Below are 23,512 nucleotides of genomic sequence, written 5' to 3'. Positions count from 1 at the left end.
GCGTCTGCGGTGTTGTCGGATTACGGCCCAGAGGGCCTAATCCGACCTACGCCACATCCCCTCACCCCTCGCGCAAGGTCTGCAGCGGCGGATGCTTCAATACATTGCGCAAACCCAGCCAGCCGCCGGCAATCGCGCACAGGGCGCCGGCCAGCAGGCCAAACACCCACACGCCCGGTGCAAAGCTCCAGGCAAATTTGAACTGGTAAGTGGCCAGCGCCCAGCCCATGGCGGCCGCGCCACTGGCCGCCAGCAGGCCGGCCAGCGCGCCGACCAGCGAAAACTCGATCAGCTGCGCCTGCGCCAGCTGGCGCCGGGTGGCGCCCAGCGCACGCAACAGGCCCGCTTCGCGCGTGCGTTCGTCCTGCGAACCCATCAGCGCGGCGTACAGCACCAGCAGGCCTGAAGCGAGCGTAAACGCAAACAGGAATTCCACCGCCGTGACCACCTGGTCGAGCACCGCCTGGATCTGCTTGAGCACGCCACCGACATCGACCACCGTCAGGTTCGGGTAGTCGCGCAGCAGCGCATTGCCCAGGCCAGCCTGCGCTGCAGGCAGATGGAAGGCGGTGATCCAGGTCTGTGGCGTGTCCTTCATTGCATCGGGGTTGATGATGACAAAGAAGTTCACGCGCATCGAACCCCATTCGAGCTTGCGCAGGCTGGTGACTTTGGCCTCAACGGTTTCTCCGGCAATATCGAAGCGCAGGCTGTCGCCCAGCTTCAGGCCCAGCGTTTTGGCGATGCCTTCCTCCACCGACGCTTCGGCCGGTGCGCCCGGCGAGTTGGCGAACCACTGGCCGGCGACCAGCTGGTTTTCCTGCTGCATCTGCGCCATGGTCGACAGGTTGAATTCGCGGTCGGCCAGGCGCTTGGCGCGGTCGTCCTGGTAGGTGTCTTCGGTAATGGTCTTGTCATTTACCGCCACCAGGCGCCCGCGTATCATCGGATACAGCGGCGCCTCGGCCACGCCGACTTTGGCCAGGCGCGCCGCCAGCGGCTCTTTCTGCTCGGGCAGGATATTGATAATAAAGCGGTTGGGCGCATCGGGTGGCGTGGCGTCGCGCCAGGCATGCATCAGGTCGCCGCGCACCACGGTCAGCAACAGCAACGCCATCAGGCCCAGCGCCAGCGACACCACCTGGATCACGGTGGCGCCCGGACGGCGCTGCAGGGAAGTCACGGCAAAGCGCCAGCCCTGGTGGTTGACCAGGCCACGCAGGCTGCGCAGTGACCTGATGCCCAGCCAGCCAGCCAGGCCGAATACGGCAAAGCCGCCCAGAAAACCGACAGCCGTCAGCAGCGCCAGTTTGAGATCGCCCGCCTGCCACAACAGCAGCAGCACAAACACCGCGATGCCCATGCCATAGGTGGCCAGCGCCAGCGGTTGCGGCGACGCCTGTTCGCGGCGGATCACGCGGTTGTGCGGCACATTGCGCAGTTGCAAAATCGGCGGCAGCGCAAAGCCCAGCAGCAACAGCATGCCGGTGGCCACGCCCTGCAGCGCCGGCAGGATCGATACCGGCGGCAAATCACCCTGCACCAGCTTGCCCAGCAGTTCGAGCAGCACCAGATGGCCACCAAAGCCGACCACCACGCCGATCACGCTGCCCACCAGCCCGACGATCAGGAACTCGAGCACATACATGGCAGTGACCTGGTTTTGCGTCAGCCCCAGGCAGCGCAGCATGGCGCACGCGTCGAGGTGGCGCAGCATGAAGCGGCGCGCCGCCATCGCCACGGCCACCGCCGCCAGCATGGCCGACAGCAATCCCACCAGCGACAGGAAACGGTCGGCGCGCTCCAGCGTCGACTGCATCTGCGGGCTGCCCGACTCAAGCGACTCGACGCGCACGCCCTTGATATTTTGCGTGCTGATCTGCTGCTCGACCCAGCCCTGGAAACTGGCGATCTCACCCGCTCTGGCCGGCGGCGCCGACAGCAGCAGCCGGTACGACACGCGCGAGCCGTCCTGCACCAGCGCGGTGGCCGGCAGGTCGGACAGAGGCAGCATCACACGCGGCGCAAAGTTCAGGAACGAGGCGCCACGGTCAGGTTCACTGGCGATCAGCTGGGTCACGGTAAATGCTTTGTCGCCCAGCTTGAGCGTATCGCCCAGTTTGGCGTTCAGGGTCGATAAAATAGCCGCATCGACCCACAGCGTGCCGGGCGCCGGCACCTGGTCCGTGGGCTTGCCGACAGCATCGCTGGCCTCGGTAATATTGGTGGTGATTTTCAGCTTGCCGCGCAGCGGATAGCCGGGCGAGACGGCCTTGATGGAAGCCAGTTGCGAGAGCGACTGCTCGCCCTCGCCGGCCTGCGCCATGCTGGGAAAGGTCACCGTATCGGCCAGCAGCAGGCCGCGCCTTTGCGCCTCGGCGCGCCAGGCGGGGTTGACGGGCTGGTCGGCGCTGATCACCAGGTCGGCGCCCAGCAACTGGTGCGCATCGCGGTTCAGGCCCGAGCGCAGCCGGTCGACAAAAAAGCCCACCGCCGACAGCGCGGCCACGGCCACGATCAAGGCGATCAGCAAGAATCGCAGTTGTCCGGCGCGCCAGTCACGCCCGGTCATGTTCAGGGAAAGGCGTAGCATCGGCGGCGGAGAACTTTCAATCAGTTGGTTGGAAAGTGTGGGGCGAAATAGGCGTCAACGCGGGCCAGTAACGCATCTTTTTGCGCCTGTGGCAGGAAGGCGGCAACAAAGCCGTTGCGCGACAGCTGCCTGGCGTGATCCAGCTCGAGCGGCAGTGCCTCGAAAATGGCGTCGTAGTTGTCGTTCATATAGCCGCCAAAATAGGCCGGATCGTCCGAGTTGACCGTCACCAAGAGGCCGGCAGCAAGCAGTTCGGCCAGGTTATGGTCGTGCATCTGGTCAAACACGCGCAACTTGGTGTTCGACAGCGGGCACACCGTCAACGCGATCTGTTCGCGCGCCAGGCGCGCCGTCAGTTCGGCGTCTTCCAGACAGCGCACGCCATGGTCGATACGCTCGACTTTCAGGTCGTCCAGCGCGGTGCGGATATACGCCGGCGGGCCTTCTTCGCCGGCATGCGCCACCAGATGCAGGCCCAGCTCGCGGCAGCGCGCAAACACGCGCGAGAATTTTTCCGGCGGGTTGCCCACTTCCGAGGAATCGAGGCCGATTCCGATAAATTTGTCGCGGTACGGCAAAGCCTGTTCCAGCGTGGCAAACGCATCTTCCTCGCTCAGGTGGCGCAGGAAGCACAGAATCAGCGTCGCACTGACGGGGCTGTCCTGGCAGGCGCGGTAAATTCCGTTGATCACGTCGGCCATGGCCACGCCGCGCGCCGTATGGGTCTGTGGATCGAAGAAAATTTCCGTGTGCAGCACATTGTCTGCTTCGGCGCGTGCCAGGTAGGCGCGCGTCATGTCGTAAAAGTCCTGTTCTTTCAGCAGCACGCTTGCGCCGGCATAATAAATGTCGAGAAAGGACTGCAAATCGGTAAAAGCATAGGCGCTGCGCAACTGTTCGACCGACTCATACGCGAGCGCCACGCCATTGCGTTCGGCCAGTGCGAAAATCAGTTCCGGTTCGAGCGAACCTTCGATATGGATATGCAGCTCGGCCTTGGGCATGCCGCGTACGACCGCGCGCAATTGCTGGTTCATCATGGGGACTTCCTTTTTGATCTTGTTCATCACATGCTGGCGGGCGCACAGCGCACCACGCCATCAAATATGCACGCATCTTAGCGCAAGATGGTGCAGCGCATCGACCGGCAGCGCTTTTTGATGCTGGCAAACGCGGCCCGATGCGGCGTCGGCGCGCCCAGCCGAATTGTCGTATGATGGTCACAAGAGGAGCGAAAAACTTCTGCAGAGCGGCATTAAAAAAGGTGAATTTATTCAATTAAATCAAGCGCTTGCAGACTGGTTTTAAAGATATGAAGAAACATGTTTTGACTTCCTCATCCTTTAGAGCAATAATTATTTTCAAGGATCAAGGCGGCAGCAAACACGGCAGCACGATGGTCGATTCACGCGCTATTTTCACAAGACAGAAAGCCGGCTGACCCCATCAGCACACGGCATCAGGCGCCAGTTTTTTGGTCCGGGCAAGCCGGACTGCACAAACAGCTGGGCACACTTTATCCGCATATATAAAAAAAACAGTACGGAGGCAAGCAGACAGGCGGCGAGCGTGGCATAGACCAGGTGGGCCCGCACGGTGACAGGCAAGCTGGTTTTACATTAAAGGACATGGAACATGACCATTTTTGACAACTACGCAGCACGTTACGAGCGCACCCGCGAAGAGGAAATGTCGCTCTCCGAGTATCTGGCCCTGTGCAAGAAGGACAAGCTGACCTATGCCAGCGCGCCCGAACGCATGCTGGCGGCCATTGGCGAACCGCAACTGATCGATACGCGCAACGATACGCGCCTGTCGCGCATCTTCGCCAACAAGGTCATCAAGATTTATCCGGCCTTCCGCGAGTTCTACGGCACCGAGGAAGTGATCGAACAGGTGGTCTCGTATTTCCGCCATGCGGCGCAGGGACTCGAGGAACGCAAGCAGATTTTGTATCTGCTGGGGCCGGTGGGCGGCGGCAAGTCGTCGATCGCCGAAAAGCTCAAGTCGCTGATGGAGCATGTGCCCTTCTATTGCCTGAAAGGCTCGCCCGTCAACGAGTCGCCGCTGGGCCTGTTCAACGAGGAAGAAGACGGCACCATCCTCGAAGAAGACTACGGCATTCCGCGCCGCTATCTGCGCAATATCCCCAGCCCGTGGGCAGTCAAGCGACTGCATGAATTCAATGGCGACATCAACCAGTTCCGCGTGGTCAAGCGCTACCCGTCGGTATTGAAGCAGATCGCCATTTCCAAGACCGAGCCGGGCGATGAGAATAACCAGGATATTTCATCGCTGGTCGGCAAGGTCGATATCCGCAAGCTTGAAGACTATGCGCAGGACGACCCCGACGCCTACAGCTATTCGGGCGGGCTGTGCCTGGCCAACCAGGGCCTGATGGAATTCGTGGAAATGTTCAAGGCGCCGATCAAGGTGCTGCACCCGCTGCTGACGGCCACCCAGGAAGGCAACTACAAGGGCACGGAAGGATTCGGCGCGATTCCGTTCGACGGCATTATCCTGGCCCACTCGAACGAGTCGGAATGGAAAACGTTCAAGAACAACCGCAATAACGAGGCTTTTCTCGACCGTATATATATAGTGAAGGTGCCGTACTGCCTGCGCGTGTCCGATGAGATCCGTATCTACGACAAGCTGATCGCCAATTCCTCGCTGGAAAGAGCGCCGTGCGCGCCCGGCACCCTGCGCATGATGGCGCAGTTCGCCATCCTGTCGCGCCTGAAGGACCCCGAGAACTCGAGTATCTTCTCCAAGATGCTGGTCTACGATGGCGAAAACCTCAAGGACACCGATCCCAAGGCCAAGTCCATGCACGAGTATGTCGACTATGCAGGCGTGGACGAAGGCATGAACGGCCTGTCGACCCGCTTTGCCTTCAAAATATTGTCGAAAGTCTTTAACTTCGACAACTCCGAAGTGGCGGCCAATCCCGTGCATCTCTTATATGTACTGGAGCAGCAGGTCGAGCGCGAACAGTTTGCGCCCGAACTTGAGCAGCGCTATTTCTCGTATATCAAGGAACATCTGGCGCAGCGCTATGTCGAATTCATCGGCAAGGAAATCCAGACCGCCTACCTGGAAAGCTATTCCGAATACGGCCAGAACATTTTTGACCGCTACGTGACGTTTGCCGACTTCTGGATACAGGACCAGGAATACCGCGATCCCGATACCGGCGAGAGCTTCGACCGCGAATCGCTCAATAACGAACTGGAAAAGATCGAGAAGCCGGCCGGCATTTCCAACCCCAAGGATTTCCGCAACGAGATCGTCAATTTCGGCCTGCGCGCGCGGGCCTCGAATGGCGGAAAGAATCCGGCCTGGACCAGCTATGAAAAGTTCCGCACCGTCATCGAGAAAAAAATGTTTTCCAATACGGAGGAATTGCTGCCGGTGATCTCCTTCAATGCCAAGGCCAGCGCCGACGACGCCAACAAGCACGCCGACTTCGTGGCCCGCATGGTGGAAAAAGGCTATACGGCCAAGCAGGTGCGCCTGTTATGCGAGTGGTACTTGCGGGTACGCAAGTCGTCATAGCGGGAGCGCAGGCGCGTGCCGCCGGACCGGGTTCGGCAGCACGCGCGAGACCCAAGTGAAGGAGGCACCCTTTGACTTACCTTATCGACAGGCGCTTGCAGAGCAAGAACAAGTCGGCCGTCAACCGCGAGCGCTTCCTGCGCCGCTACAAGGGCCAGATCAAGGACGCCGTCGGGCGCGCCATCAAGGGACGCTCGATTACCGATGTGGAAAACGGCGAAAAGGTCAGCATTCCGGTCAAGGATGTGGGCGAGCCGGCGTTTGGCCATGCCCACGGCGGCGTGTGGGAAGTGGTCAACCCCGGCAACCGCGAATATCTGAAAGGCGACCAGATCGCGCGGCCCAAGGGCGGCGGCGGCAACGGGCGCGGCCAGGCTGGCAACAGCGAGGAGACCTCCGAAGACGATTTCATCTTCGAGCTGTCGCGCGAAGAATTCATGAACTACTTCTTCGAGGACCTGGAACTGCCGCATATGGTGAAAACCCAGCTGACGGCCACCACCGACTGGAAGAACCAGCGCGCCGGCTACAATATGTCGGGCACGCCATCGAATATCCACGTGCTGCGGTCCTTGCGCGGCGCGCTGGGCCGGCGCATTGCCGTGGGCGGCGGTTCGCGCAAGCAGCTGGCGCTGGCCGAAGAGCAACTGGACGGGCTGCTGGACGACGGCGCGCCTGACGACAACGGCGATGTGATCGAACTGCGCAAGCTGATCCACCACCTGCGCACGCGCCTGCTGGCGATTCCCTTTATCGATCCGTTCGACCTGCGCTATACCAACCGCATCAAGGTGCCTAAACCGTCCACGCAGGCGGTCATGTTCTGCATTATGGATGTGTCGGGCTCGATGGATGAAACGCGCAAGGATACGGCCAAGCGCTTCTTTATCCTGCTGTACCTGTTTCTCAAGCGCGTCTACGACAAGATCGACGTGGTATTTATCCGCCACCATACGGCCGCCTCCGAAGTCGATGAACATGAGTTTTTCAATTCGCGCGAATCGGGCGGCACGGTGGTGTCGTCGGCGCTGCATCTGCTGAACAAGGTACTCGACGAACGTTATGGCGGCGGGCAATGGAACAGCTACGTGGCGCAGGCGTCCGATGGCGACAACTGGGACAACGACTCGGTGCTGTGCCGCCAGTTGTTGATCAATACCATCATGCCCAAGGTGCAGTACTACACCTATGTGGAGATTACCGACGGCCCGCAGCAGAATCTGTGGGAGCAATATGCGGGCGTGCTCGACCACCATGCCCATTTCGCCATGCAAAAGATCGTCACGCCGGCCGACATCTATCCGGTGTTCCGCGAACTGTTCAAGAAACAGGTGAAATAATGAGTGCAGCCTTTGACCGTGCCAGCAATACCCCGGGCGAGCCGTTCGAGCGGGTGCGCCATCCGAACGCCCTGCCGGAGCAGTCCGAATGGACGTTCGAGCTGATCGAGCAGATCCACGAGGAAATCGCCCGCGTCGCCCGGCAGTTTGGCCTGGATACTTATCCAAACCAGCTGGAAATCATTACCGCCGAGCAGATGATGGATGCCTATACCTCGGTCGGCATGCCGGTGTCCTATAACCACTGGTCGTTCGGCAAGCATTTTCTGTCCACCGAGAAAAGCTACAAGCGCGGCCAGATGGGCCTGGCTTACGAGATCGTCATCAACTCCAACCCCTGCATCGCCTATTTAATGGAGGAAAACAGCCTGACCATGCAGTCGCTGGTAATTGCGCATGCCGCGTACGGGCATAATTCCTTCTTCAAAGGCAACTATCTGTTTCGCGCCTGGACCGACGCCGACGCCATTATTGATTACATGGTGTTTGCCAAGAACTATATCAGCGACTGCGAACAGCGCCATGGCGTCGAAGCGGTCGAACTGTTGCTCGACTCGTGCCACGCGATCCAGAACTATGGCGTAGACCGTTACAAACGCCCGGCCAAGCTGTCGATGGCCAAGGAATATGCCCGCCAGAAAGAACGCGAAGAATACGTGCAGTCGCAGATCAACCAGCTGTGGCGCACCCTGCCGCGCCGCGACGACGATGATGAAGAAGAGGAACAGCGCCGCAGCGCGCCGCGCTTCCCGCCCGAACCCGAAGAAAACCTGCTGTACTTTATCGAGAAATATGCGCCGCTGCTCGAACCATGGCAGCGCGAGATGGTGCGCATCGTGCGCAAGATCTCGCAGTACTTCTATCCGCAGCGCCAGACCCAGGTCATGAACGAAGGCTGGGCCACGTTCTGGCACTACACGATATTGAACCAGCTGTACGACGAGGGCGTGGTGGGCGACGGCTTCATGATGGAATTTCTGAAAAGTCATACCAATGTGGTCTACCAGCCGCCCGTCGACAGTCCTTATTACAGCGGCATCAATCCGTATGCACTGGGTTTTGCCATGATGAGCGATATCCGCCGCATCTGCGAGCATCCCACCGACGAGGACCGGGCCTGGTTTCCCGACCTGGCCGGCAGCGACTGGCGCAAGAGCCTGGACTTTGCGATGCGCAATTTCAAGGACGAAAGCTTTATCGCCCAGTACCTGTCGCCGCGGCTGATCCGCGAGTTTCACTTCTTTGCCGTGCTGGACGACGACAAGAACGACAAGCTGGCCATCTCCGCCATCCACGACGAAGCGGGCTACCGCTATGTACGCCAGCAACTGGCCGAACAGTACAACCTGGGCAACCGTGAACCGAATATCCAGGTCTGGTCGGTCAATACCCGCGACGACCGCGCGCTGACCTTGCGCCATACGCAGTTCCTGCGCCGCCCGCTCAACCAGCAGGCCAACGAAGTGCTCAAGCATGTGGCGCGGCTATGGGGTTTCGACGTGCATCTGGATACGGTCGACGCGCAGGGCACCGTGCTGGGCAGCCTCAACTGCCGCCGCGAGAAGCGTAATCGCCGCGACGATCCGGCGGGCCGGCCATGAAATTTCGCTGCGCAAAACATAAGTGCGCCGTATGGCGGCATAGTAAATTAATATGGCTGATAGAGCGGCTGCGCGTCGGCGTTTGCTTCGCAGCCACCGTAAAGGGTCGGCAAGCGCACCGGTTTGGTGCGTATCAACATGAAAATGGCTTGTTGGGAGCGCAATATTTTCCCAAAAAGAAAGATTTCTATCCAAATTTCACAGTTTGCATCGATCATATGACGAAATTTAATTTCGCCGGATGGGGACATCGATAAACTTAGCCTCCGTGAGTTGAAAGAGGGGTAAAAATCCGACAAGACTGCCTTTTTTTCTGCCCGAAAGCGTGCAAAGATGGCATAAGCAAGTACGATTTTGGAGCGTAAAAGGGGTAAAAATTTAACCGGTTTTAGGCGTTAAAAATCTGTGTAAAATAAAGAATTCGTATGTATAATTCGGCGACGTCCCGGATACGGCTGGAGCTTTGTGTCGTCATTTTGGGGTTCAGTTGCAACACAAGTGAAGGTATTTGGAGAAAGCAGGCATGAATTTTTCGAACGAGAAAAGTCAGAAGAACTACACAGGGATTACGATCGTCGTCCTGCTGCACGTTCTCGCGGCTTACGGGATTGCGACGGGCTTGGGCAAGCGCTTGGTCACCAAAATGATGGACCCGGTTGAAACCAAGATTATCGAGGAAGTCAAACCGCCTCCACCAAAGGATCTTCCACCGCCACCACCGCCGCCAGAAATGAAGGCGCCACCGCCGCCATTCATTCCGCCAGTCGAGGTGAACGTGCAGCAGCCGCCGCCACCACAGAACGTGATTGCCAACACCACCCAGGTGAAGCCAGCCACCAATGTGCTGACACCTCCAGCGCCGCCGGCACAGCCTGCGCCAGCAGCGCCGCCTGGACCAGCCAAATCGGTACGTACTGCGGCTGTGGTTGATTTCAGCGTCTGTGAAAAACCGGCCTACCCGAAATCGTCGCAACGCAATGAAGAAACCGGTGTCGTGACGCTGTCGTTCCTGATTGGTGTCGACGGTAAAGTTGCTGATTCTAAAATCGTGAAGTCGAGTGGCTTCCGCGATCTGGACAAAGCTGCGGTAACAGGTATCAGCCGCTGCACATTCAAGCCTGCCACGGTTGACGGCAAGCCGGAGCAAGGCTGGCAGCAAATGCAATACGTTTGGTCGCTGGATTAAAACCCGAGGCAGTTTTCTGCCTCACATTATGATTTCGTTGTCGTCACGTTCAGCGATCTGTTATTTTTAATTTTGGAGGAAGCATGTTTAAGAATACCCGTTTGTCCGCATTTTTTGCCGCGGTTCTGTTGTCCGTTACCGCTACTACCGCTCTGGTAGCAGCGCCAGCTTACGCTGACGCGCCAGCATCGGCAGCCGCCACGGCCCCTGCGGCAGACGCACCAGCAGCACCAGCAGCTGACGCAGCAGCCCCAGCAGCCGATGCCGCCGCTCCAGCAGCAGAAGCAGCAGCTCCAGCCAAAACCGAAGAAGTCCACAACCCGTTCGGCCTGTCGGCTGTGTGGGACGGTGGTTTCGTACCACGCGCTACCCTGATCATCCTGGCCATCATGTCGATCGGCAGCTGGTACATCATCATCACCAAACTGCTGGACCAGATGAAGATCTTCAAGCAAGCCAAAGAAACGGCTGCCAAGTTCTGGAAAGCTCCTTCGATCGCTGCCGGTTCGGCAACGCTGGAAGAAGGCTCGCCATTCCGCTTCATCGCTGAATCGGGCACCAAGGCTACCGCTCACCATGACGGCGCCCTGCTGGAACAAATCGACCTGTCGACCTGGGTGACGATGTCGATCCAGCGCGCTTCGGACAAAGTTCAGTCGCGTCTGCAAGATGGCCTGTCGTTCCTGGCAACCGTTGGTTCAACCGCACCGTTTATCGGTCTGTTCGGTACCGTTTGGGGTATTTACGGCGCGCTGACCGCTATCGGCATGACCGGTAACGCATCGATCGACAAAGTGGCAGGTCCAGTTGGTGAAGCACTGATCATGACCGCATTCGGTCTGCTGGTCGCTGTTCCTGCCGTTCTGGGTTACAACTGGCTGGTTCGTCGTAACAAAACCGCTATGGAAGACATCCGCTCGTTCAGCGCCGACGTTCACTCGGTTCTGGTTTCCGGCGCAATGTCCACCAGCGAAGCTGGCCGTGCTGCCGGCGCTAAAAAGATCGGATAAGAATCATGTCGATGTCCGTCGGCTCCGACAGCGGAGATGAAGATCAGGTAATGTCAGAAATCAACACGACGCCGCTCGTCGACATCATGTTGGTTTTGCTGATCATTTTCTTGATCACCAGTCCGGTTGTTCTCAAGCTGCAGAAAATCGATCTGCCGATTGAGGCCAACCAAGCCCTGCAAACCAAGCCACAGAACGTTAACATCGTTGTTAACAAGGATGGCGAGATTTACCTGGGCCAGACCAGACTGAAAGACACGAACGAACTGTTCGATTATCTTAAAGTTGAAGCAGTGAAAGTACCGCAGCCGGAAGTACACGTTCGTGGCGATCAGGAAGCACGTTACGAAGCGATCGGCCGCGTTATTTACACGACCCAACGCGCCGGCATCCAGAAGGTTGGCTTCATCACCGAACCACCTGACAAGAGCTGATAGCAACTGACTGCGGCGCCCTGGCAACAACGGGGCGACAAGGTCAGAAGCTTGCCGGGCGGCAGTATCGCCCGGCGCTTCGTTGGACTTCTTAAAGGAAACACTATGAGTATGAATGTCGGTTCGGGAAGCGCAGCAGGCGCGGATCCGGAACCAATGATGGAACTGAATATGACGCCCCTCATCGACGTGATGCTGGTGCTGATTATCATGTTGATCATTACGATTCCTAAACAAAACCACTCGGTGAACCTGAACATGCCGGTCGGCACCCCGCCACCGCCAACAACGGAACCAGTGGTCGTCACGATCGATGTCGATTTTGACGGTACCATCTTGTGGGACAATCAGGTCGTTCCTGACCGTGCCGCACTGGAAGCCAAGCTGAACAACGTTGCTGCGCAAGCAGACCAGCCGGAAGTGCATCTGCGTCCGAACAAGCTGGTGGAATACAAAGTCGTGGCCGGTGTCATGGCAACGGCGCAGCGTTTGGGCGTGACCAAAATCGGTCTGGTCGGAAACGAGCAATTCCAGTAAGCTGTACCATCAGGTTCTCTTTACATCCGAATAGGCAGGACTTCCTGCCTATTCGCTTTTTACTGAAAGACTTTCTTATGTCCAAGTTTCGTCTCGCTCATCTCGGCCTCGTCATGGCCGCAATCGGTTTTACCGCAGCAACGCCTGTCATCGGTCTGGGCTCGTTGGCCTATGCTGCCGACACCGTGCGCGCCGAAGTCGGCAAGCCACTGCAAGAAGCGCAAAAACTCACGAGCGCCGGCAAAAACAAGGAAGCACTGGCCAAGCTGCGCGAAGCTGACGCCGTCGGCAACAAGACCGCCTTTGAAAGCTACCAGATCGAACGCGTGCGCGCCTCGGCCGCTGCTGGCGCCGGCGATAACAACGCCGCCATCAAGGCTTTTGAAGCCGTCATCAATTCCGGCCGCCTGAGCGCCGCCGAAGCACCGAAATTCACGCAAGGCCTGGCCGGCATGTACTACCGTAACAAGGACTGGCCAAACGCGATTACCTGGTTCAAGCGCTCGCTGAAAGACCGCGAAGATCCACAGACGCGCGACTACCTGATCCAGGCTTACTATTCGAGCGGCAACTACGCCGAAGCGGCAAAAGAGCTGCAGGCCAAAGGCGGCAACTCGGAAGCGAGCCTGCAGATGCTGGCCAACATCCAGCTGAAACAGAATGACAAGGCCGGCTACGTGGCCACGCTGGAAAAACTGGCGTCGAGCTATCCGAAGTCGAGCTACTGGGCTGATCTGCTGAACCGCGTATCGGGCAAGCCTGGCTTCTCGCAACGCCTGGGTCTGGACGTTCAGCGCCTGCGCCTGGCCAACGGCCTGTTTACCAAGCCATCCGAATACATGGAAATCAGCCAGCTGGCCCTGCAGGCCGGCAATCCTGGCGAAGCGCTGTCGATTATCGACCAGGGCTACAAAAAAGGCGTGCTGGGCACCGGCGCCGATGCAGCGCGTCACCAGCGTCTGAAAGATCTGGCCCTGAAAACCCAGGCTGACCTGAAAGCCGGCGCTGCCAAATCGGAAGCCGAATACGTCAAGAACAAGGACGCTGACGCTCTGAGCAAACTGGGCTTCGCACTGGTCTACGACGGTCAGACCGACAAGGGCCTGGCGCTGATGAACGATGCAGTCAAGCTGGGCACGGCCAAGTATCCTGAAGAAGCCAAGCTGCACCTGGGCATCGCTTACATCCACGCCGGCAAGAAAGCCAACGCCAACACCACCTTGAAAACTGTCAAGGGTACCGATGGCGCGGCTGACCTGGCCCGTTACTGGACACTGATGAATAAGTAATCCAGTATCAGCTGACTGAAAAAGCGTTGCCGGCAGACTTGCCGACAACGCTTTTTTGTCATTTCAGCAGTGAAATTTGCAGCGATGCCACCGGCCCGGGTGTGCATAGTTGAAACAGTCCGTATAATCCCCCTTTTGGCACAGTTTTCATCCCATTCCCATGAAGGTATTTCGCGGACTTCCCAATGCCGCGTCACGCGCGCCCTGCGCGCTGACCATCGGCAATTTTGACGGTGTCCATATCGGCCATCAGGCCCTGCTCGCGCGCGTGCGCAGCGCAGCGACCGAGCTTGGCGTCGAGGCCGCGGTGATGACGTTCGAGCCGCATCCGCGCGAATTCTTCGCCCGCCGCACCGGCGACCTGTCGAAGGCGCCGCAGCGCATCGCCAACCTGCGCGACAAATTGCAGTCGCTCGACGACGCCGGCATCGACCGCGTGATCGTCGAGCACTTCAGCGCCCAGTTTGCCGCCTTGACCCCGCAGGAATTCACGGAAAAAGTCCTGGTCGAAGGGCTGCACGTGAAATGGCTGATGGTGGGCGACGACTTCTGCTATGGCGCGCGGCGCGCCGGCGACGTGGCCATGCTGCAGGAAGCGGGCCGCCAATACGGCTTCCAGGTCGAAACGCTGCCTACCGTCATGAACGGCACGACCCGCATTTCCTCGTCGGCCGTACGCCTGGCGCTGGCGGCCGGCGACTTTGCGCTGGCCAAGCAGCTGCTGGGCCATGCCTATGCCATTTCCGGCCATGTGATCCACGGCCAGAAACTGGGCCGCACGCTGGGCTTTCCGACCCTGAACCTGCGCGTGGCGCATCGCCCGGCCCTGTCCGGCATCTTTATCGTGCAGGTGCACGGTCTGGCGCCAGAGCCGTTGCCGGCCGTGGCCAGCCTGGGCGTGCGCCCGACGGTTGACGACAGCGGGCGCGTCCTGCTTGAAGTGCATCTGTTCGACTTTGCCCAGTCCTGCTACGGCAAGCTGGTGCGCGTGGAGTTCCTGGAAAAGCTGCGCGACGAAGAAAAGTACGATGACCTGCCGACCCTGACGGCGGCCATCGAACGCGATTCCAATCAGGCGCGCGCGTATTTTCAGCAGCGCAGCGGCGCCGTCACGGCAACCGACCGAATTTGATCCTGGCCAGCTCCGCCTCCGGGCGGCCTTGATCGCCTGATCCTTGCCGCCACACCTTATTCAATACAAGTAAAGAAGATTATGTCCGATCAAAACAAGCCAGCGGCACCAAAACAGAACAAGAAACCTGAAAGCAAGTACCCGGTCAACATGACCGAAACCACCTTCCCGATGCGCGGCGACATGGCCAAGCGCGAGCCGCAATGGGTACAGCAATGGCAGGACAAGAAAATCTACGAGCGCGTGCGCAAGGCCGCTGCCGGCCGTCCGAAATTCATCCTGCATGACGGCCCACCGTACGCCAATGGCGATATCCACCTGGGCCACGCCGTCAACAAGATCCTGAAAGACATGGTCGTCAAGTCGCGCTCGCTGTCGGGCTTTGACGCACCTTACGTCCCTGGCTGGGACTGCCACGGCATGCCGATCGAAATCCAGATCGAAAAACTGTACGGCAAGAATCTGCCAACCGCCGAAGTGCTGGAAAAGGCGCGCGCCTACGCCAATGTGCAGGTCGAGCGCCAGAAGAAGGACTTTATCCGCCTGGGCGTGCTGGGCGAGTGGGACAATCCCTACCTGACCATGGCCCATGGCAACGAGGCTGACGAACTGCGCGCGCTGGGCAAGCTGCTGGAAAAAGGCTATGTCTACCGCGGCCTGAAACCGGTCAACTGGTGCTTCGACTGCCAGTCGGCGCTGGCCGAGGCGGAAGTGGAATACGCGGAAAAACGCGATCCGTCGATCGACGTGGGCTTCCCGTTTGCCGAGCCGGAAAAAGTGGCGGCCGCCTTTGGCCTGCCATCGCTGCCGACCAATAACGGCTTTATCGTGATCTGGACCACCACCCCGTGGACCATCCCGTCGAACCAGGCGCTGAACGTCAATCCGGAAGTCAAATACGCACTGGTACAAGCCGAGCGCGATGGCCAGCCGCTACTGCTGATCCTGGCGCAGGACCTGGTGGTGGCCAGCCTGGCGCGCTTCAAGCTTGAAGGCACCACCATTGCCACCTGCGACGGCGCAGCGCTGGGCGGCATCAACTTCCGCCATCCGCTGCATGCCAGCGACGCCTTTTACGACCGCCTGTCGCCTTTGTTCCTGGCCGACTACGTGACCACCGAAAGCGGTACCGGCGTGGTGCACTCGGCGCCGGCCTATGGCCTGGACGACTTTATCTCGTGCAAGGCGCACGGCATGAAGGACGACGACATCATCAAGCCGGTGATGGCCGACGGCAAATTTGCCTCGACGTTGCCGCTGTTTGGCGGCATGACCATCTGGGAAGCGTCGAAACCGATCTGCAACGCCCTGAAGGAAGCGGGCGCGCTGTTTGAAGTGAAGATGTTCGACCACAGCTATATGCACTGCTGGCGCCATAAAACGCCGATCATCTACCGCGCCACCTCGCAGTGGTTTGCCGGCATGGATGTGACGCCGAAAGACGGCGGCGCCACCCTGCGCGAGACCGCATTGCAAGGCATCGCCGACACCGAGTTCTTCCCGGACTGGGGCCAGGCGCGCCTGCACGGCATGATCGCCAACCGTCCCGACTGGACCCTGTCGCGCCAGCGCCAGTGGGGCGTGCCGATGGCCTTTATCGTGCACAAGGAAACGGGCGAACTGCATCCGCGCACGCCGGAACTGCTGGAACAGGTAGCAAAGCTGATCGAAAAGAGCGGCATCGAGGCATGGCAGTCGCTGGATCTGGCTGATCTGATCGGCGAGGAAGCGGCGATCTACGCCAAGAACAAAGACACGCTCGACGTCTGGTTCGATTCGGGCGCCACCCACCAGACCGTGCTGGGCGGCCCGCAAGGCCACGGCTCGCATTCGACGCAGCTGGCCTTCCCGGCCGACCTGTACCTGGAAGGCTCGGACCAGCATCGCGGCTGGTTCCACTCGTCCCTGCTGGTGTCGTCGATGCTGAACGGCCGTCCACCGTACAAGGCGCTGCTGACGCACGGCTTCACGGTTGACGGCGAAGGCAAGAAAATGTCCAAGTCGCTGGGCAATACGCTGGCGCCGCAAAAGATCTCCGACACGCTCGGCGCCGATATCCTGCGCCTGTGGATCGCTTCGACCGATTACACGGGCGAGCTGTCGATCTCCGACGAGATTCTCAAACGCGTGACCGAATCGTATCGCCGCATCCGCAATACGCTGCGCTTCCTGCTGGCCAATACCTCGGACTTCAATCCGGCAACCGACGCAGTCGCCATCGAAGAGCTGTTCGAGATCGACCGCTATGCGATCGCCAACATGGCCTCGCTGCAGCAGCAGATCGAGAACAACTATGCGCGCTACGAATTCCATCCGGTGGTGTCGAAGCTGCAGACCTACTGCTCGGAAGACCTGGGTGGCTTCTACCTCGACATCCTGAAGGACCGCCTGTACACCACCGGCCTGACCTCGACGGCGCGCCGCTCGGCGCAGACAGCGCTGTGGCATATCACGCAAAGCCTGCTGCGCCTGATGGCCCCTGCCCTGTCATTTACCGCCGAAGAAGCGTGGGCCATCTTTGCCGGCCCGGAAGCCTACAGCGCCAGCGACGAGACCATCTTCACGCAAACCTGGTGGCAGCTGCCGGCGGTGGCCGATGCTGAAGCGCTGCTGGAAAAATACACGGCCTTGCGCGCCGTGCGCACCGATGTGACCAAGCAGCTCGAGGACCTGCGCACTTCGGGCGCGATCGGCTCGTCGCTGCAGGCCGAACTGACCATCAAGGCCGCACCGATGAAGTACAAGCTGCTGGAATCTTTGGGCGATGACCTGAAGTTCGTGTTTATCACCTCGCAGGCCAGCGTGACCGAAGTGGCCGATGAAGCGGCTGAAGAAGTGGTGGTTGCCGCCTCGACGGCAGCGAAGTGCGAGCGCTGCTGGCACTACCGCAGCGATGTGGGCAGCGATGCCGCCCACCCGACCCTGTGCGGCCGCTGCGTCAGCAATTTGTTCGGTGCGGGCGAGAAACGCCGCTTCGCTTAAACTGTCGCCCCGCAGGCAGTAACATGCCTGCATTCTGCCCGCCGCCAGCGCTCCCGCTGGCGGCGGTTTATCTTTCCCTGGAAAACCATGGCCACTAAAAACCGTGTAGTGTCGAAATCGTCGTCCTCGTCGTCTTCCCTGATTCCATGGCTGGGTATTGCCGCCATCGTGATCCTGTTTGACCAGATTACCAAGATCACCGTCCTGCGCACCTTCCGTTATGCAGAGGAGCTGGCCATTACCTCGTTCTTCAACCTGGTGCTGGCCTTTAACAAGGGCGCAGCGTTCAGTTTCCTGTCCGACCAGGGCGGCTGGCAGCGCTACTTCTTTACCGCCATTGCGCTTGGCGCCGCCGGCTTCATTCTCTACCTGCTGAAAAAACACGCGGGCCAGCGCATGTTCTGCTGGGCGCTGGCACTGATCCTGGGCGGCGCGCTCGGTAACGCCATCGACCGCCTGGTGTACGGCCATGTGGTCGACTTCCTCGACTTCCACTGGAAAAGCTGGGGCCATTTCCCGGCTTTCAATATCGCCGACACCGCCATCTGCATCGGCGCAGCGCTGTTCATCATCGATGAACTGCGCCGTGTCAACAAGAAGTAAGCCAACGAAATAAGCGAACTACAAGCGGAGAACAGCATGGAATTGTCCGGCAAAAAAATCGTCCTCGGACTCTCCGGCGGCGTGGCCTGCTACAAGGCGGCCGAACTGTGCCGGTCGCTGACCAAAGCCGGCGCCTCGGCGCAGGTGGTAATGACGGATGCGGCCAGCCACTTCATTACGGCGGTCACCATGCAGGCGCTGTCGGGCCATCCCGTGCATACCAGCCAGTGGGATGCGCGCATCGCCAACAATATGGCCCATATCGACCTCACGCGCGGCGCCGACGCCATTCTGGTGGCACCGTGTTCGGCCGACTTCCTGCGCAAACTCGCCCACGGCGCCTGCGACGACCTGCTCTCGACCCTGTGCCTGGCCCGCCCAAGCCAGGTGCCGCTGCTGGTGGCGCCGGCCATGAACGTGGAAATGTGGCAAAACCCGGCCACGCAACGCAATGTACAGCAGCTGCGCGAGGACGGCGTGCACTTTTTCGGCCCGGCCGCCGGCGAGCAGGCCTGCGGTGAAGTGGGCCTAGGTCGCATGCTTGAACCGGAGCAATTGCTGGCCGAACTGGTGGCCTCGTTCCAGCCCAAGGTCCTGGCCGGCAAGCGCGTGCTGGTCACGGCCGGCCCGACCTTTGAAGCGATCGATCCGGTACGCGGCATTACCAATCTGTCGTCCGGCAAGATGGGCTATGCGGTGGCGCGCGCGGCGCGCGAAGCGGGCGCCGAGGTGCTGCTCATTTCCGGACCGACAGCCCTCGAAGCGCCATTCGGCGTGCGCCGCATCGACGTGCAAAGCGCGCAGCAGATGCATGATGCGGTGCTGTCGCAGATCGACGGCCAGCACGTCTTCGTCGCGGTGGCCGCCGTGGCCGACTGGCGCGTGCTCAACGCCAGCGAACAGAAAATGAAAAAGCAGGCCGACGGCTCGGTACCTGAACTGAAATTTGCCCAGAACCCCGACATTCTCGCCACCGTGGCGGCGCGCACCAACCTGCGCGGCTACCCGTATTGCGTGGGCTTTGCGGCCGAATCGGAAAACCTGGTGGAATTCGGCTCTTCCAAGCGCGAGAAAAAAGGCATTCCGCTATTGGTCGGCAATATCGGCCAGAACACCTTTGGCCAGGACGACAACACCATTATCCTGTTCGACGAAGACGGCCACACCGTGCTGCCGCGTGCATCGAAACTGGAACTGGCGCGCCAGCTGATTTCGGAAATTTCCAAGCGCGTCAGCAAGCTCTCGCTCCTGAAATAATTTTTATCCGCCTGACAGAAACAGCATCAATGAAAACCATCGACATCAAAATTATCGACCCGCGCATGCAAGACCAGCTGCCGGCCTATGCAACCCCCGGCAGCGCCGGCCTCGACCTGCGTGCCTGCATCGATGCGCCGCTGACCATCGAAGCGGGCCAGACCGTGCTGATCCCGACCGGCCTGGCGATCCATCTCGCCGATCCCGGCTACGCCGCCATGATCCTGCCACGCAGCGGCATGGGCCACAAGAACGGCATCGTACTGGGGAATCTGGTAGGCTTGATCGACTCCGATTACCAGGGCCAGCTGATGGTCTCGACCTGGAACCGGGGCGCGAGCGCATTTACGCTCAACCCGATGGAGCGCTTGGCGCAATTGATTATCGTGCCGGTGCTGCAGGTAGGCTTCAAGGTTGTCGAGGAGTTTGGCGACAGCGAACGCGGCACGGGAGGCTTCGGCAGCACCGGTAAAAACTAAAGCATTCAAGGAAGACACTATGACAGGTACCCGCCAATTGACCTCAGCCCCGCTGCGCCAGCTGGCCATGCCCCTCTTGCTCGCTGGCGTAGCCATGCTGAGCGCCTGTACCACCCCGACCGGCAGCGTCAGCGGTCCGTTCAATATCGTGCCGCCGCCCGATGGCGCACCTGCCTACACGGCGCAGCAAAAGGCGGCGCAGGAAGAACTGGTGCGCATGGTGGCGCTGCAGGATCGCCTGTCGAACGTGTCGGCACCGCTGCTGATCAACAACGCCGACCTGTGCAAGAGCTATGCGCGCAACCTGCTTGGTTTTACGGCGCAGAACAAATACTCGTACCCTAGCATCTATGCCGACGCTGCGCAGGCAGCACTGGGCTATGGCGAGCAGATGCAGGTGTCCAATGTGCTGCCGGGCAGTGGCGCGGCGCGCGTCGGCCTGCGCAAGGGTGATGCGCTGCTGGCAGCCGAAGGCCGGCCATTGCCGTCCGGCCCGCGCGCCGAAGCCCCGTTTGGCGCCATCGTCGGCCCGCTGGCAGCGAAAAGCGCCAATATCAGCATGAAGATCGATCGCCAGGGCAATCAGCAGGACCTGAATATCCCCGTCACGCGCGCCTGCGCGTTTCGCGTGGCGATCGGCAATGCCGACAATATCAACGCCTATTCCGACGGCAGCCGCATTATGCTCACGCGCGGCATGCTGCAGGCGGCACAGAACGATGAAGGCATTGCCTTTGTAATAGCACGCGAGATGGCGCACAACATTCTCGACCATGCGCGCAGCCAGCGCACCGGTGGCAGCGCCGGCAGCGTGATCGACAGCCTGGGCGCGGTACAACCGGACACGGGCATGCTGACCGGCGCGGCCGGCATCAAGGCCATGCCGCAGGATCTCGACGTGCAGGCCGACACGCTGGCCATCTACCTGCTGGCACGCGCCGGCTATAACATCAACAATGCGGCGAGCTTCTGGCAGCGTTTTTCATCGCAGACGCCAGCAACCGTGACCAACGGCTACACCGCGTTGCACCCGGGCGTGACCGCGCGCGTGGCAGCGATCAACCGCGCCGTGGCGGATGTCAAGGCCAAGCAGGCTGGCAAAAAGCCGCTCAAGCCCTGAATGCTTGCTTGCATCAAACCCGGGGCTATCCCTGATGCCGTAGGTCGGATTAGCGGGCAAAGCCCCGCGTAATCCGACAACACCACTGACGCCAACAATGTTGTCGGATTACGGCCCGAAGGGCCTAATCCGACCTACTCCGACCTACCTCCACTTGCTGATATTGGGAAAATCCGGGAAGTAAGTCCCCATGGTCCACGTCAGCACGCCGCAAAATATCACTGACAGAAACAATGCGACGAGCAGCTTGCCGAACTTCGGGATGCCTTCTTCCTGAGTCTTGTTTTGATCGATCATGTGTGTCTCCGCAGGCGATGGGGATAACATAGTATAGTCCAATGTCTGCCGCCATAGCGCGGCCTATCTTTCAAGCGTACATGGACAGCCTCGACCTCGAAGTACTCAAAACCAGCGCCGGCTGGATCGCCGACGGCCACCGCTGCCAGCTCGTCACCGTGGTCAAGACCTGGGGTTCAAGCCCGCGTCCGGTCGGCGCCACGCTGGCCATCTGCGACGACGGTACGGTAGTCGGTTCGGTCTCGGGCGGCTGCATCGAGGACGACCTGATCGAACATGTGCGCCAGCATGGCATCGTGCGCCAGTTGCCCGAAATCGTCAGCTACGGCATCAGCGCCGACGAAGCGCACCGTTTCGGCCTGCCCTGCGGCGGCACCATCGAACTGGCGATCGAGCCGCTGCATGCAGCCAGCGGCGTGGCCGAACTGCTGGCGCGCCTGGCAGACCATCAGCTGGTCGAACGCCGCCTCGACCTGCGTACCGGCGCCGTCAGTCTGCAAACGGCCGTACCGAATGCGGTGCTGCAGCTCGATGCCGATAGCCTGGTGACCCAGCATGGCCCGCGCTGGCGATTGCTCATTATCGGCGCCAGCCAGCTGTCGCGTTTTGTGGCGCAGATTGCCATTGCCATGGACTACCATGTGATCGTGTGCGATCCGCGCGAAGAATACCGCGGCGGCTGGAATGTGCCCGGCGTGCAGCTGCTGCACGCCATGCCCGACGACCTGGTGCTCGACTTGCAACTCGATAGCCGCAGCGCTGTGCTGGCCCTCACGCACGACCCGAAACTCGATGACCTGGCGCTGATGGAAGCGTTGAAGTCGCCGGCGTTTTATGTCGGCGCCATCGGCTCGCGCGTCAACAACGCCAAACGGCGCGAACGGCTGCTGCAGTTCGATGTCAGCGCCGAGCAGCTGTCGCGCCTGCATGGTCCGGTCGGCCTGTATATCGGCAGCAAGACGCCGGCTGAAATTGCCATTTCCATCCTGGCCGAAATGACGGCCGTCAAAAATGGCGTGCCCGATGCCCTGCAGATCCAGCACGCCGACGCACTGAACCAGGCAGCATGACGGCGCTGCAATGGAATGTGGCGCTGCCGCCCGGCTACCGGCGGGGCGATGTGCTGGCCTTCCATGGCCGCGACCAGCAAGGCGTGGCCGAGCAAGTGAGTGCCGACCGGCTGCGCAAAGGCATCATGCACGACGGCCTGTGCGTGGCGTTCGAGATCGCCTTCGGGCCGCAACAGGCAAGCTGTACTGCCGACATCGACGGCGCGCCCGCCCCCGGCATGGCAGCGGCCCTGCACGCTGCCGTGCGCAATATGCTGGGCCTGCGGATCGACCCGCAGCCGTTTGCCCAGCTGGTGGCAAACGATGCACTGATGGCGCCGCTGGTGGCGGCCAACCCTGGCCTGCGCATCGTGCAGTCGGCCACGCCATTCGAGGCGCTGACCTGGGCCATTATCGGCCAGCAGATCAACCTGGCCTTTGCGATTGCACTGCGCCGTACCTTTATCGAACAGGCCGGACGCCGGCACAGCAGCGGCCTGTGGTGCTACCCCGAGGCGCAGCAGGCGGCGCAGCTGAACCCGGAAGAACTGACCAGCCGCAAATTCTCACGCGCCAAGGCCGAGACCGTGCTGCGCCTGGCCGCGCTGGTGACCGATGGTTCGCTGGTGCTGGCACTGCCTGCCGGCGGCGACGTGGCTGGCATTTCACAAGCGTTGCTGGCGGTCAAGGGCATCGGCCCGTGGACGGTCAACTATGCGCTGCTGCGCGGCTATGGCTATGCCGACTGTTCGCTGCATGGCGACGTGGCGATCCGCGCTGCGCTGCAAAAGCTGCTGGGCGAAGACAGCAAACCCGATATGGCGCGCACCGAGCAGTGGCTGCGCCGCTATGCGCCACAACGCACCATGGCTTGCGCCCACCTCTGGGCCAGCCTGCAGAACTAAGGCAATACTTCCACTTTCTGGAATACTGAAATCCAGATATTGCCACACCCTTTTCCCCGCAGCAGCGCTACCATCCCCTACTGAAGAGCTAATCCCAAAGACGGATGGCCTTCCCGCTCCCCATTCCCCCTTCCGAGGAA

20 protein-coding genes are annotated in these 23,512 nt (G+C 60.3%); 16 read left to right on the top strand and 4 right to left on the bottom strand.

All coding sequences use genetic code 11. The features are described from left to right. Positions 1-61: 61 nt before the first annotated feature. Together GCM43_RS09555 and GCM43_RS09550 are read right to left on the bottom strand one after the other, a co-directional pair. The gene (locus GCM43_RS09555) at positions 62-2,593 is read right to left on the bottom strand and encodes an ABC transporter permease (RefSeq protein ID WP_152243536.1); all 2,532 of its coding nucleotides are present in this window, start codon (positions 2,591-2,593) and stop codon (positions 62-64) included. A gap of 20 nt (positions 2,594-2,613) precedes the next feature. After that, positions 2,614-3,633, bottom strand: a complete 1,020-nt coding sequence (locus GCM43_RS09550) for an adenosine deaminase (protein WP_152243675.1) — start codon at positions 3,631-3,633, stop codon at positions 2,614-2,616. Positions 3,634-4,228: 595 nt separating this feature from the next. Here GCM43_RS09550 and GCM43_RS09545 point away from each other — a divergent pair. The 3 genes from GCM43_RS09545 (at position 4,229) to GCM43_RS09535 (ending at position 9,092) form a co-directional block, all read left to right on the top strand. Continuing rightward, a complete protein-coding gene (locus GCM43_RS09545; RefSeq protein WP_152243534.1) occupies positions 4,229-6,151 on the top strand; it encodes a PrkA family serine protein kinase in 1,923 nt (640 codons plus the stop codon). A gap of 71 nt (positions 6,152-6,222) precedes the next feature. Then, positions 6,223-7,491, top strand: coding sequence for a YeaH/YhbH family protein (locus tag GCM43_RS09540; protein ID WP_152243532.1), 1,269 nt, complete (start codon positions 6,223-6,225; stop codon positions 7,489-7,491). Beyond that, positions 7,491-9,092 (top strand): SpoVR family protein, encoded by a 1,602-nt coding sequence (locus GCM43_RS09535; protein ID WP_152243530.1) that lies wholly within the window; start codon positions 7,491-7,493, stop codon positions 9,090-9,092. Before GCM43_RS09540 ends, GCM43_RS09535 begins: the two co-directional genes overlap by 1 nt. Before the next feature lie 47 nt (positions 9,093-9,139). On the opposite strand, the gene GCM43_RS09530 is transcribed toward GCM43_RS09535, so the two are convergent. After that, the gene (locus GCM43_RS09530) at positions 9,140-9,343 is read right to left on the bottom strand and encodes a hypothetical protein (protein ID WP_152243529.1); all 204 of its coding nucleotides are present in this window, start codon (positions 9,341-9,343) and stop codon (positions 9,140-9,142) included. 272 nt (positions 9,344-9,615) lie between these two features. On the opposite strand from GCM43_RS09530, the gene GCM43_RS09525 reads away from it, so the two are divergent. The 11 genes from GCM43_RS09525 to GCM43_RS09470 all read left to right on the top strand — a co-directional run bounded on the left by GCM43_RS09525 (position 9,616) and on the right by GCM43_RS09470 (position 21,121). Continuing rightward, entirely contained in the window at positions 9,616-10,278 is a 663-nt protein-coding gene (locus GCM43_RS09525; protein WP_152243526.1) for an energy transducer TonB, read from the top strand. An 83-nt stretch (positions 10,279-10,361) separates the two neighbouring features. Then, complete coding sequence (locus GCM43_RS09515) at positions 10,362-11,288, top strand: MotA/TolQ/ExbB proton channel family protein (protein ID WP_226929415.1); 927 nt, start codon at positions 10,362-10,364, stop codon at positions 11,286-11,288. 5 nt (positions 11,289-11,293) lie between these two features. Further along, entirely contained in the window at positions 11,294-11,722 is a 429-nt protein-coding gene (locus tag GCM43_RS09510; protein ID WP_152243522.1) for an ExbD/TolR family protein, read from the top strand. 105 nt (positions 11,723-11,827) lie between these two features. Then, complete coding sequence (locus tag GCM43_RS09505) at positions 11,828-12,259, top strand: ExbD/TolR family protein (RefSeq protein WP_193315580.1); 432 nt, start codon at positions 11,828-11,830, stop codon at positions 12,257-12,259. Between the two features lie 77 nt (positions 12,260-12,336). Then, a complete protein-coding gene (locus tag GCM43_RS09500; protein ID WP_152243520.1) occupies positions 12,337-13,548 on the top strand; it encodes a tetratricopeptide repeat protein in 1,212 nt (403 codons plus the stop codon). A gap of 160 nt (positions 13,549-13,708) precedes the next feature. After that, positions 13,709-14,680, top strand: a complete 972-nt coding sequence (locus GCM43_RS09495; RefSeq protein WP_152243518.1) for a bifunctional riboflavin kinase/FAD synthetase — start codon at positions 13,709-13,711, stop codon at positions 14,678-14,680. A gap of 81 nt (positions 14,681-14,761) precedes the next feature. Continuing rightward, positions 14,762-17,662 (top strand): isoleucine--tRNA ligase, encoded by a 2,901-nt coding sequence (ileS, locus tag GCM43_RS09490; RefSeq protein ID WP_152243516.1) that lies wholly within the window; start codon positions 14,762-14,764, stop codon positions 17,660-17,662. An 87-nt stretch (positions 17,663-17,749) separates the two neighbouring features. Further along, the gene (lspA, locus tag GCM43_RS09485) at positions 17,750-18,265 is read left to right on the top strand and encodes a signal peptidase II (protein ID WP_152243514.1); all 516 of its coding nucleotides are present in this window, start codon (positions 17,750-17,752) and stop codon (positions 18,263-18,265) included. A 36-nt stretch (positions 18,266-18,301) separates the two neighbouring features. After that, positions 18,302-19,522: a bifunctional phosphopantothenoylcysteine decarboxylase/phosphopantothenate--cysteine ligase CoaBC gene (gene coaBC, locus GCM43_RS09480; RefSeq protein WP_152243512.1), complete on the top strand. Its 1,221-nt coding sequence runs from the start codon at positions 18,302-18,304 to the stop codon at positions 19,520-19,522. Positions 19,523-19,551: 29 nt separating this feature from the next. Next, entirely contained in the window at positions 19,552-20,001 is a 450-nt protein-coding gene (gene dut / locus GCM43_RS09475; RefSeq protein WP_152243510.1) for a dUTP diphosphatase, read from the top strand. A gap of 19 nt (positions 20,002-20,020) precedes the next feature. Further along, positions 20,021-21,121, top strand: a complete 1,101-nt coding sequence (locus GCM43_RS09470) for a M48 family metallopeptidase (RefSeq protein ID WP_152243508.1) — start codon at positions 20,021-20,023, stop codon at positions 21,119-21,121. Positions 21,122-21,265: 144 nt separating this feature from the next. Here GCM43_RS09470 and GCM43_RS25795 read toward each other — a convergent pair whose 3' ends face one another. Next, positions 21,266-21,418, bottom strand: coding sequence for a hypothetical protein (locus GCM43_RS25795; protein WP_193315579.1), 153 nt, complete (start codon positions 21,416-21,418; stop codon positions 21,266-21,268). A gap of 80 nt (positions 21,419-21,498) precedes the next feature. Here GCM43_RS25795 and GCM43_RS09465 point away from each other — a divergent pair, with 80 nt between their 5' ends. Both GCM43_RS09465 and GCM43_RS09460 read left to right on the top strand, forming a co-directional pair. Further along, positions 21,499-22,488 (top strand): XdhC family protein, encoded by a 990-nt coding sequence (locus GCM43_RS09465; protein WP_152243506.1) that lies wholly within the window; start codon positions 21,499-21,501, stop codon positions 22,486-22,488. Next, entirely contained in the window at positions 22,485-23,372 is an 888-nt protein-coding gene (locus GCM43_RS09460; RefSeq protein WP_152243504.1) for a DNA-3-methyladenine glycosylase 2, read from the top strand. Before GCM43_RS09465 ends, GCM43_RS09460 begins: the two co-directional genes overlap by 4 nt. Positions 23,373-23,512 lie beyond the last annotated feature (140 nt).

The organism is Janthinobacterium aquaticum, assembly GCF_009208565.1.
Classification (GTDB): Bacteria; Pseudomonadota; Gammaproteobacteria; order Burkholderiales; family Burkholderiaceae_D; genus Janthinobacterium.
The sequence above is the reverse complement of the archived record's forward strand: the minus strand, read 5'-3'. Positions and strand labels throughout refer to the sequence as shown.